Origin of the sequence: Rhizobium sp. CB3060 (genome assembly GCF_025200735.1) — a bacterium.
Lineage (GTDB): Bacteria > Pseudomonadota > Alphaproteobacteria > Rhizobiales > Rhizobiaceae > Rhizobium.
This window is the reverse complement of the sequence record NZ_CP104159.1, coordinates 1,427,845-1,437,705: the sequence shown is the minus strand read 5'-3', so window position 1 is coordinate 1,437,705 and position 9,861 is coordinate 1,427,845. Positions and strand designations below refer to the sequence as shown.

At 59.6% G+C, this 9,861-nt stretch carries 10 protein-coding genes; 2 read left to right on the top strand and 8 right to left on the bottom strand.

Going from position 1 to position 9,861, the window contains the following annotated elements:
* Nucleotides 1-139 precede the first annotated feature (139 nt).
* The 3 genes from N2601_RS25990 to N2601_RS25980 all read right to left on the bottom strand — a co-directional run bounded on the left by N2601_RS25990 (nucleotide 140) and on the right by N2601_RS25980 (nucleotide 3,230).
* Nucleotides 140-967, bottom strand: a complete 828-nt coding sequence (locus N2601_RS25990) for a nickel-binding protein (RefSeq protein WP_260304232.1) — start codon at nucleotides 965-967, stop codon at nucleotides 140-142.
* Nucleotides 968-1,122: 155 nt separating this feature from the next.
* Nucleotides 1,123-1,944, bottom strand: coding sequence for an SDR family oxidoreductase (locus N2601_RS25985; RefSeq protein ID WP_260304231.1), 822 nt, complete (start codon nucleotides 1,942-1,944; stop codon nucleotides 1,123-1,125).
* A gap of 92 nt (nucleotides 1,945-2,036) precedes the next feature.
* Entirely contained in the window at nucleotides 2,037-3,230 is a 1,194-nt protein-coding gene (locus N2601_RS25980) for a phytanoyl-CoA dioxygenase family protein (RefSeq protein WP_260304230.1), read from the bottom strand.
* A gap of 94 nt (nucleotides 3,231-3,324) precedes the next feature.
* Between N2601_RS25980 and N2601_RS25975 the strand changes: the two genes are divergently transcribed.
* On the top strand, nucleotides 3,325-4,347 hold the full coding sequence (locus tag N2601_RS25975; RefSeq protein WP_260304229.1) for a LacI family DNA-binding transcriptional regulator: 1,023 nt from the start codon (nucleotides 3,325-3,327) through the stop codon (nucleotides 4,345-4,347).
* Nucleotides 4,348-4,366: 19 nt separating this feature from the next.
* On the opposite strand, the gene N2601_RS25970 is transcribed toward N2601_RS25975, so the two are convergent.
* The 3 genes from N2601_RS25970 to N2601_RS25960 form a co-directional block, all read right to left on the bottom strand.
* Nucleotides 4,367-5,041, bottom strand: a complete 675-nt coding sequence (locus tag N2601_RS25970) for an HAD family hydrolase (protein ID WP_260304228.1) — start codon at nucleotides 5,039-5,041, stop codon at nucleotides 4,367-4,369.
* Nucleotides 5,042-5,124: 83 nt separating this feature from the next.
* Entirely contained in the window at nucleotides 5,125-6,105 is a 981-nt protein-coding gene (locus N2601_RS25965; RefSeq protein WP_260304227.1) for a mannonate dehydratase, read from the bottom strand.
* A 138-nt stretch (nucleotides 6,106-6,243) separates the two neighbouring features.
* Nucleotides 6,244-6,636 (bottom strand): hypothetical protein, encoded by a 393-nt coding sequence (locus N2601_RS25960; protein WP_260304226.1) that lies wholly within the window; start codon nucleotides 6,634-6,636, stop codon nucleotides 6,244-6,246.
* 225 nt (nucleotides 6,637-6,861) lie between these two features.
* Here N2601_RS25960 and N2601_RS25955 point away from each other — a divergent pair, with 225 nt between their 5' ends.
* Nucleotides 6,862-7,224 (top strand): hypothetical protein, encoded by a 363-nt coding sequence (locus N2601_RS25955; protein ID WP_260304225.1) that lies wholly within the window; start codon nucleotides 6,862-6,864, stop codon nucleotides 7,222-7,224.
* Nucleotides 7,225-7,248: 24 nt separating this feature from the next.
* Here N2601_RS25955 and N2601_RS25950 read toward each other — a convergent pair whose 3' ends face one another.
* Complete coding sequence (locus N2601_RS25950; protein WP_260304224.1) at nucleotides 7,249-8,313, bottom strand: ABC transporter ATP-binding protein; 1,065 nt, start codon at nucleotides 8,311-8,313, stop codon at nucleotides 7,249-7,251.
* Between the two features lie 22 nt (nucleotides 8,314-8,335).
* The gene (locus N2601_RS25945; protein ID WP_260304223.1) at nucleotides 8,336-9,850 is read right to left on the bottom strand and encodes a DUF5060 domain-containing protein; all 1,515 of its coding nucleotides are present in this window, start codon (nucleotides 9,848-9,850) and stop codon (nucleotides 8,336-8,338) included.
* Between the last annotated feature and the right edge of the window lie 11 nt (nucleotides 9,851-9,861).

The window sequence follows — 9,861 nt, the reverse complement described above, 5'->3', positions numbered from 1 at the left end:
GAGCCTCTGCAGATCGACGTATGGAGATTTTCCCGCATCTATAAGCAGTTAGCGAAGTGCTTCCAGCGGCGAGGAAAGCGCCACTCAAAGGCGAAAAAATGCTCGATGCCGAAGGTTCCGCACGGTCACGAGAATTCGTTCATTGGAGGGCGGCTTTGCACCAGTCACATTGGAAGACCAGGACAGGCTTCAAAAAACCCTTCAGCCGCCGGTGGGCCGCATGTGCGAAGAAATCGGCGGTGCCGTACTCCCGAAAAATGCTTTCCGACACGAGGATCTGGTCTGAAGAGGCCGAGGCGCACAATCGTGCAGCAAGTTGAACGGTCGAACCGAACAAGTCATTGCTGTCCTCGACGGGCTCGCCGCAATCCAATCCGATGCGTATATGAAGCGGCTCAAGGTTGCCCTGATTGTAAAGCTCGAATTCCTGCTGGATCGCTATTGCGCAATCGACGGCTGCGGTCGTTGAGACGAACGTCGCCATGATGCCATCGCCGGTATGTTTCACCTCGCGGCCTGAAGAACGGGCAAGGCATCTGCGAACAATGGCGTCATGAGCCCTCACCAACTCGGTCGCCATGCGGTCGCCGAGACGTGATGTCATTTCGGTCGAGCCGACGATATCGGTGAAGAGAATTGCCCGGTGGGCAGCATCCATTGCGACTGAGGACTGTCCTGACGCCGGCTCGGGATCGTGAATTCGGCCGAGAAATGCCTCGACCGCCGACAGCGCGACTTCGACAACTTCTGCGGCGATAAAGCCATGTGCCTCGCGGTGCACGCATTGAGCCGTTTCCATATCGGGCGCGTCCATCAGGCAAAATGCAGTTCCGCGCCGCTCGTCGAACCAGTAGGTGAGGAACTTAACCCCATACTGATCTTGAATGTCGAGGTCCTTACGATGTGCTTCGGCAATATCGGCCGCTGTGACCCCCGCAAGATCATGCCGGTCCATGAAGATAGCCATTCTGTGCCCCGCTGGAATCTCCCCATGTATATTAGTTTACCCTAAAGCTTTGTCGTGGCCCATATCATCCTTACAGGTGACGGACGGAAAGGATCTGATGGAGCGGTCGCCGCGGCACGGCGCGCATTCCTGCGCGCCGATCGTTTGGCGATTTATCAGAGGGCCGCTACCGGATGCGGCGATCCGTCGTAAGCGCCCCAGACCGATTGATCGAAACAGATGACCGAACCGGTCATGAGGCCGGATTCGGCCGACGAAAGGTAGGCGCAGGCGCGGGCCACCTCTTGTGGGTCGACCAGACGGCCGAAGGGCTGGCTCGCCGCTGCCTTTTCCAGCCAGTCGGCGGGCGCATCGTGATATTCCTTCTGGATCCGGTCTTCGCCTTCAGAGGCCATCCAGCCGATGTTGAGGCCGTTGACGCGGATACGGTTGCGCAGCAGCGCGTAAGCGGTGTTTTTCGTCAGGGTTTCCAGCGCGCCCTTGGAGGCGCAATAGGCGACGATGAAAGGCTGGCCGGCCTTGGCGGACATCGAGCCGATATTGACGATCGTGCCTTCGATCTTCTCGCGCCGCATAACCTTGACGGCTTCCTGCATCAGGAAGAACGGCGCCCGAACATTGACGGCGAACATGGCGTCGAAAAGCTCAAGACTGGTGTCCAGAATGGTGCCGCGATCGGTTATGGCGGCGGCGTTGACCAGCGCGTCGACGCGACCGAAGGTCTGGTCGCAGACATGCACGACGTTGCGTGCCTCGTCGACATTGCTAAGATCAGCTTTGACGTAGATGACCTTTGCGCCTGTTGCAGCCGAGATCTCCTCGGCCTTGGCCTTGCCTTTCACCTCGTTGCGGCCGCAGATGACGATGCCCTTGGCGCCGCGATCGGCAAAGAGACGGGCGATGGTGGCGCCGAGCCCCTGTGTGCCGCCGGTGACGATAGCGATCTTGCCGTCGAGACGGCTGTGGTCTGTGCTCATGTGGTTCCTCCCGGAAATGGTCTATTACGATATGCGGAAAGCCCCTCGCGGATGCGAGAGGCCTCATCTTGTTGGACGCGTCTTCGGTCCTGTCAGGTCAGCTTCTTGTCCGCCTGTTCGGCAAGCGCCTTGCTGAAAGCCTCGTCACTCCAGTTTTCCTCCAGCGCCTCATGCATCAGTTGCGCCTGCGTCTTTGGCGCGAGGCCGCCGATGGGCGGGTCGCGGTCGAGATTGGTGGGGAAGGAATAGCCTTCGGCACAGGCGGCAATGGCGTTCGACACTTCCGCCGCGGAGAGCTTACCTGCTGATTTCAGTTCCTTCAGCGCCGGAAACAGGCGCGCGCTCATGCGTTCGCGATTGACCGTTTCCATGGCGCGGCCGAAGGCAGAGGAAACCTGCAAAAGGTTAGCCACGCGCTTGATATCGGCCGAGCGGTTGTTGCCGGCCGCGTGGAAGAGGGCAGGGTTGAAGAAGACGACATCGCCTTTTTCGAGCGGAAGCTGAACATGGTTGCGATCGAAATAATCGCGGAACTCCTGGCGCTTCAGCGCGAGATAGCCGGGCACATAGGTCTGGCTGCGCGGCAGGAAAAGCGTCGGTCCGCTTTCGAGCGGCATGTCGCAATGGGCAACCGCGCCCTGCAAGGTCAGAACAGGCGAGAGCCTGTGCACATGGGCGGGAAACTGCTCGATCACCTTCGATGTCTGGAAACCGAGGTGGTAATCGCGGTGAGCGGACTGCGCCGCGCCGCCGGGATTGACGCGATTGACCTGCGCCGTCATCTGGTAGCCCGGCCCGAGCCAAGCTTCGCTGGCGATGGCGACAACGGCATTGCCGTAATATTCCGCGAAGTTGGCGGGATCGGCGAGGCAATGTTTTTCCAGCGAATTCCAGATGCGGTCATTGGCGCCGGGCTTGGCGAAGTGGTCTCCGCCGCCGGTTGCCGTGCGATGCTGTTCCTCGATGATGTCGTCAAAAATCGTGCTGGCGCGATCGATGACGGAGAGATCCTTATAGGCGTGCTTGAAGACGACAACGCCCGGGCCTTCGCCGAAGGCCTCGCAGATTTCAGTGAGCACGGCGCGACAACCTTGCGGGGTGGCAATGTCAGCCAGAACCTTGCGGCTGTCGTAGATGAGGACGTTTTTCTCGACGTGATCGGCGGTCGGATAGTCTGAAAGCGCGGTGGTCTTCTCAGCCAGCGCGCGAAAATCGTCGAGGTCACAGGCGTCCTCGGTCAGCCAGACGCGGTCGGCGCGCTGCTTCTGAAGATTGTCGGTTTTCATCAGATGTTCCTCCATCCCTGATGGAGGCACTATACGGCAGATGCCGGTGTGTTATAGATCACAAATCCATCAAAAAACCATCAGAACGAACCGCATGTCACATCCATTTCTCGTCAAGGACATCGCTTTTCAAGCCGGCCTCAGCACTGCCACCGTCGACCGGGTGCTGAACGGGCGGGCAGGCGTGCGCCGGCAGACAGAGATGCGGGTGAAGGCGGCAATTGCCGAGCTGGAAAAGCAGCACGCAAGTGTTGCGGTCAGCGGGCGGACGCTGGCGATCGACATCCTCATGGAGACACCGATGCGTTTTTCCGATGCCGTGCGCGCCGCCTTCGAAGCAGAGGTCGCAACCTTTCTGCCGACAGTCTTCCGCTGCCGTTTTCATTTTGCGGAAGTCATGAAGCCGCTTGAAATGGTGCAACTGCTCGATCGAATCCGGCTGCGAGGCACCCACGGGATTGTGCTGAAAGCTCCTGACATTCCCGAGATTGCGGCTGCGGTCGAGCGTGCGGCCAAAGCCGGCATCACCGTCGTTACGCTGGTGACCGATCTGCCAAATTCTTCGCGCGCGGTTTACGCCGGCGCCGACAACCGTGCAGCCGGCGAGACGGCGGCCTATCTTGTCGGGAATTACTTCGCCGGGGCCGCCGCCCGGGTGCTTGTAACGTTGTCGAGCGGTCGCTTTCGCGGCGAGGAGGAGCGGGAAATCGGCTTTCGCCGCGTCTTTCGCGAGCGTTATCCGCAGATCGGTGTTGTCGAAATCAGCGAAGGTCACGGTGCCGACGCCGCCACTGGGATGCTTGCCGCCCGCGCCATCGCGGCGGATGCGACGATCAATGCGGTCTATTCAATTGGCGGCGGAAACAGGGCCGTGCTCGCCGCCTTCGAGGAGGCCGGGAGGGACATCCGCATTTTTGTCGCCCATGATCTCGATGCCGACAATCGGGCTCTACTTGCCGCGGGTAAAATCGATTTTGTATTGCATCACGACCTGCGGACAGATGCGCGTTCGGCATTTCGAGCAATTATGAGCGGTGTGGTGAAAGAGCGCGTGGCGCCGGCTGTGCTGTCGGCGGTGGAAATTATCACGCCCTACAATATGCCTGCGGGCAACTGACGCGTCGGCGTTTTCCCGCTCAGCGTCGCCCTCCCACTTCATCGATGTGATAGAGAAGGTCGGCCGGATCTTCATAGACGCGGATCGCCCCGGCATCCTTGAGTTCTTCGCGGCCATAGCCGCCGCTCAGCAGTCCGACCCCGAGCGCCTTGCAACGCGTCGCCGCCAGCATGTCCCAGATGGCGTCCCCGACGACCACCGAATTTTCTATCGCAACCCCGAGGGCTTCTGCTGCGGCAATAAACAGGTCCGGGTCGGGCTTGGCGTATTTGACCTTGTCCCGGGTGATGATCGGGAATGCCTTCGGGTCGATCCCCAACGCGGCAATATTGACCGCTGCCGTCTCCATGCGGCCGCTTGTGGCGATCGCGAACGGAATTCCGGCGTCCGAAAGCCAGCAGAGAAGCTCGCTTGCGCCAGGAAGAGGGCGTATCTGGGCGCCGAGACGGTGATAGGCATCGGCATGAAGTTGCCGCAACCGCTCATTTTTCTCGTCGGTTATCTCGATGCCGGTTTCACGGAGCAATTGGTTGGTGAACAGTCCGCCGCTCATTCCGATTTTTCGATGGATGCGCCATATCGAGAGCTCGATACCTTCGGCATCCAAGGCTTCTTTCCACGCCAGCACGTGCTGATAGACGCTGTCCACCAACGTGCCGTCAAGATCGAATAGAAAGGCATGTTCAATGCGCATGGAACTCTCCTACCCCAGATCTAGGGGAGGAGCGAAAGGCATCAATGGGAACTGGCGGAAAAGCCTTCCGCGGCTATGGGCAACTACCGCTTATCGCTCTCCAGCACCTGCAGCATGGCGGCAATGTAGCCATAGGTGAAAGCAAAGGCGGTATTTTCCGGGTCGCGCCCGGAGAGGCGCGCCACATGATCAGGCATGATCATATATTGGTAGCCGACCTCGGCGTAGGTTTTGAGCGAGCGCCACATATCCATGTCGCCTTCTTCCGGAAAGGTCTCCATGAAGGAGAGCTTGCGGCCGCGGATGTTGCGGAAGTGGACGTTGAAGAGCTTGCCCCGCTCTCCGAACCAGCGGATGACGTCGAAGATTTCCTCGGCCGGATTGTCGAGCATTTCGCCGACCGTGCCCTGGCAGAAATTCAGCCCATGGTAGGGGCTCTCATGCATCTGAACGAACTTCTTCAGGCCTTCGACGCTGCCGAGAACGCGTGTGACCCCGCGATAGCCCGGCGGCGTATAGGGATCGTGCGGATGGCAGGCAAGACGCACTTTGCAGGCTTCGGCGACCGGAACGACGCGTGACAGGAAATAATCGATGCGCTCCCAATTCTCCTCCTCGCTGAGGATGCCGGCGATCGAAGGCGGCGCATCGTGATCGGCCTTTTCCCAGCGAAAGGCCTCGTTTCTCGATCCGCCGCGGCCGGTTTCCATCTCCGTACGAGGGATCCCGATGATATTGAGATTGTATTTGACCGAGGGAATGCCGACTGCGGCGGCATTCTCGATCAGGCGGCAGATGGAATCGATTTGGCGGTCACGGTTCGGTCCGGCCGTCAAAATGTCCGGGCTGTATTGCCGTTCGATCACGTTCGAGCTCATCGGGAGCTGGATCATATCGAGAATGAGGCCGAAGCTCTCGATACGGTCACGAAGGGCCTTGAGAATATCAAGCGTCCAGTCGTGCGGATTGCCATCGGGATCGGCATTGACGTGCCTGACGCCCAACTGTGCCATGACCCGGTAGTCATCATCGTCCCGAGCCTGAAACTGCGTACCGACATACATGTGAAATCCTCTCCTCGAATCTCGCCAATGCTAAGCAGCGGGAAGGCGAATTCCTCCCGTCAAATCGCGTTCGCGGCAATCCGCCGCGGCTGGAGCAGGCAAAGACTTCAAGCGGCATTGGGAGACGATTCAGCTTCCTTAGTGGATCGTACCGAGCACTGTCGGGCTTGCGGCAAGATTGTCGACAAGCACCGTTGCCGCATAGCAGGCGACGATTAGTTGAGCTGAAAAGCTCAATACAGGTCTCCAGTCGCGGGCAGGCCGAGATCGATTGTCGGTTGCGATGGAGCAGGTCTCGGCCGCAAGTGGCGCAGCCTCCAGGGTTTTGGCGCCGGAAGCCAGAAGCACGAGAATGTTGAATATGATGAACTGGCGCGGGCTCGCCCCGATAGTGCAGAACATGAGATTGCAGCACAGACAGGCGGCGCAAAGGTAGACACGTTGCTGCTTGCCAAGAAAGCGCTTTAAGGCGCTCAATCCATTCAAAAATCGTCCTGGATTGCTCCACCTGGCATAGCGGATTTGTTTCATATCCTGCCTCCCTGCTCGAATCAGGCAGGCCAAGGAAACCAGCTTTCGCCGGCCGCATGTGTTGCATTGTATTACGGCAAATTCTTTTAGTTTGCGGCGGTCAAGCCCATTGGGCGCGGGCTCAAAGGACGCGCCACGCCGCTGCAACAAAATGAAACAAGATACAACACTGCTTTACATCGAAAAGCTCTATGTTTGACCCGCATTCGAATGAGAGGTCACGAGATGCTTTTGGATTCTCCTTCACAGCATGGTCGGGCGGATGTGCTGATCTGCCTCGACAATCAGCAGGTCGCCACGCGCATCGGCTCGGTCCTGTCCGCGCGCGGGTTGACGGTTGCCGCCGTTCCGGCGTCCGGCATGGATACGGAATTCGAAACGAAGGGCTGCCAGGTTGTCGTGACGCATACAGCTATGATCGGACGGGTGCGCAACCGCTTGCGCCTGCCGGTGGTCAATGTCGAGGCGTTCATATTCGAGCGGCCGGATCATTCCACTGAAGGCGCCCCGAAGCAGTTCGACGGCGCCGCCTTCGTAAAACGTGTCCTGACGGTCATGAGCGACGCCGAACGGCGATCGACGCGATGACGGGCACGATGACAGCGCCAGTTTCTACAGGCGCTGTTGGGTCTGCTTGTCGAAGAAGTGGATGCTCGGCGATTTGAGGGAGAGTTTCACCGTCTGGTCCGGCACCAATTCGGCGCGCTCGCGCATGACCCATGTCAGTTCGCGCCCTTCCAGATCGAGGGCGACATGGGTTTCCGAGCCGGTCGGCTCGACGACGGTGACCTTGGCCGGCACTCCGCCATCCGTCGCAAAGGATATGTCTTCGGGGCGAATGCCGACGATGACATCCCGGTCGCCGGCCTGGGCCGGAACCGCCAGGAGCTCGATTGAAATGCCGCTCGGGAGCGTAAGCCTCGGATTCGAGCCGCCCGTCAGCCTGCCTTCCAGGAAATTCATTGCGGGGGATCCAAGGAAGCCCGCGACGAAGACATTCCTTGGCCGGTCGTAAAGCTCGAGCGGCGTTCCGATCTGCTCGACTTTCCCGCCCTGCAGCACGACGATCTTGTCGGCCATCGTCATCGCTTCGATCTGGTCGTGCGTGACATAGACGATCGTTGTCTTCAGCCGCTGATGCAACGCCTTGATTTCGGCCCGCATCTTGACGCGCAATTTGGCATCGAGGTTGGACAGCGGCTCGTCGAAGAGGAACACTTTCGGATCGCGCACGATGGCGCGTCCCATGGCGACGCGCTGGCGCTGGCCGCCGGAAAGTTGGGCGGGCTTGCGGCCGAGCAGTGGCTGAAGCCCGAGGATCTGCGCCGCCTCGCCGACTTTTCGGTCGATCTCCGTCCGCTTTGCGCCGGCCAGTTCCAGCGCAAAGCCCATGTTCTGGGCGACCGTCATCTGCGGATAAAGCGCATAGTTCTGGAAGACCATAGCGATGTCGCGGTCCTTGGGCGGCAGGTTGTTGACCACGCGGCCGCCGATCGAGATTTCGCCGCCGGTGATTTCCTCCAGCCCGGCAATCATCCGGAGAAGGGTCGACTTGCCGCAGCCCGATGGCCCGACGAGAATGACGAATTCGCCGTCCGATATATCGACATCGACTCCATGGATGATATCCACCGCTCCGTAGGATTTCCTGACGCTTTTGATGCTCAATCCGGACATGAAATTCCTCCTGTAGACCCGATCAGTTTTTCTTGCGGATGCGAAGGGCCTGGTATGGCTTACCCGGCAGTTCGACGCCAAAGGCCGCATCCGCCTTGCCGCCGCGCACGATTGCGCCGTGCCGGGTGGGGTGCGGGATCGGGGCTTCCACTTTCTTTGCGGGGGTGATCGTCATCTCCCAGGTGTCGATGATGTCGACATAGTAGTCAGTGCCGTCCTTGGGCAGGCCGGTGGACCAGACGACGGGCTGGTGCTCGCCAAGATAGATATAACGGAGATCGCCATCCTCGGCGCCTGAGACGCGCGTCCAGGGCCATTCACCACTGGCGCCGAGCGGCTCAAGCCCGTTGACGACATCCTGCTCCAGCAGGTCGCGCAGGAAGCCGATGCGCTTCCATGCCTCGCCGCGCAGTTCCCCGCCTTTCGCCCACCAGATGAGGTCTTGCGGATGCGAATAGGTTTCGCCGTGACCGGCATAACCGCCGCGAGTCATCGTGATCCAGAAGCGATGCACCAGTTCCTGCGGCGTCAGATTGCCCCAGGATTGGATGATGTTGCCTTCATATTCCGGCTCGTCGTTGACGACCGGCTTGCCGTAGGCGTCGCGCCATTCCTGCGTGCGCTTCACATCCCAGTTCTGGATGCAGGTGTGGGTCACCCAGGGCTTGCGATGATCGAAGTTCATCGTCGGCTCGCCATTATGGATGGACTTCAGATGGCCGTAGGGGTCGTTCTCTTCGAGGATGTGGAAATAGCGGTCCCACTGTGCCATCGGCTTGGTGTCGAGGAGGAAGTCATATTCATTGGCAAGCGCCCACCAGACATTCCGGTAGGCGGCGAGCCGCGCCGCGAGATAGGCGACATAGCGAAAATCCTGTTCGGCCGACATGTCGGCATAACCCCAGCGGTCGTAGGGGTGAAACATGATGATGTCGGCCTCGATGCCGAGCTCGCAAAGTGCGGCCACCTGCCTTTCGAAATGCCGGAAGGCGACCGCGTTCGGCCGATCGAAATCCTCTTTGCCATCAGCATCCTTTTCGAAGCAGGGATGGAGAGGTTCGTTGACGTTATAGGGATAGTCCTTTGGAAACACGCCCATGCGGATCTTGTTGAAGCGCGCCTTCTTCAGCGTATCGAGCGTCTGCGCCTGCATCTCCAGCGGTTGATGCGTCCAGGCATAGCAAGTCGTTCCGAACGACAGGAACGGCTTGCCGTCGGCATAGGCGAAATGAAATTTGTTACGCACGCGCACTGGGCCGTGATTGCCCTGCGAGGGTTTGGTGGCGGTCAGCGAGCCGGTCTTGCCGTCGAGTTCCGGGGTCTTCGAACGCGTCCTGAAGGACCATTCACCTTCGTTGTCGGGCATGAAGCGGACGCGATAGACGCCGTCGCCGTCATAGAAACCGGGCACGCGGATTTCGCGGCTGTTCTGGCTGAACACGGCATCGAATGCTGCGTCGAGATAGGGATTGCCGCCCGAAGGACCGTTGAAAGCGGCCTCGAAGACGCCCCATTTTTCGACGGTTGCACTGGACATTATATTCTCCT

Bases quoted from the DNA above. Each gene is read 5' to 3' on its own strand.
- N2601_RS25985 (WP_260304231.1), bottom strand. From the start codon at position 1,944: ATGAGCACAGACCACAGCCGTCTCGACGGCAAGATCGCTATCGTCACC.
- N2601_RS25955 (WP_260304225.1), top strand. From the start codon at position 6,862: ATGCTTTTGGATTCTCCTTCACAGCATGGTCGGGCGGATGTGCTGATC.
- N2601_RS25975 (WP_260304229.1), top strand. From the start codon at position 3,325: ATGTCACATCCATTTCTCGTCAAGGACATCGCTTTTCAAGCCGGCCTC.
- N2601_RS25965 (WP_260304227.1), bottom strand. From the start codon at position 6,105: ATGTATGTCGGTACGCAGTTTCAGGCTCGGGACGATGATGACTACCGG.
- N2601_RS25945 (WP_260304223.1), bottom strand. From the start codon at position 9,850: ATGTCCAGTGCAACCGTCGAAAAATGGGGCGTCTTCGAGGCCGCTTTC.
- N2601_RS25950 (WP_260304224.1), bottom strand. From the start codon at position 8,313: ATGTCCGGATTGAGCATCAAAAGCGTCAGGAAATCCTACGGAGCGGTG.
- N2601_RS25960 (WP_260304226.1), bottom strand. From the start codon at position 6,636: ATGAAACAAATCCGCTATGCCAGGTGGAGCAATCCAGGACGATTTTTG.
- N2601_RS25980 (WP_260304230.1), bottom strand. From the start codon at position 3,230: ATGAAAACCGACAATCTTCAGAAGCAGCGCGCCGACCGCGTCTGGCTG.
- N2601_RS25990 (WP_260304232.1), bottom strand. From the start codon at position 967: ATGGCTATCTTCATGGACCGGCATGATCTTGCGGGGGTCACAGCGGCC.
- N2601_RS25970 (WP_260304228.1), bottom strand. From the start codon at position 5,041: ATGCGCATTGAACATGCCTTTCTATTCGATCTTGACGGCACGTTGGTG.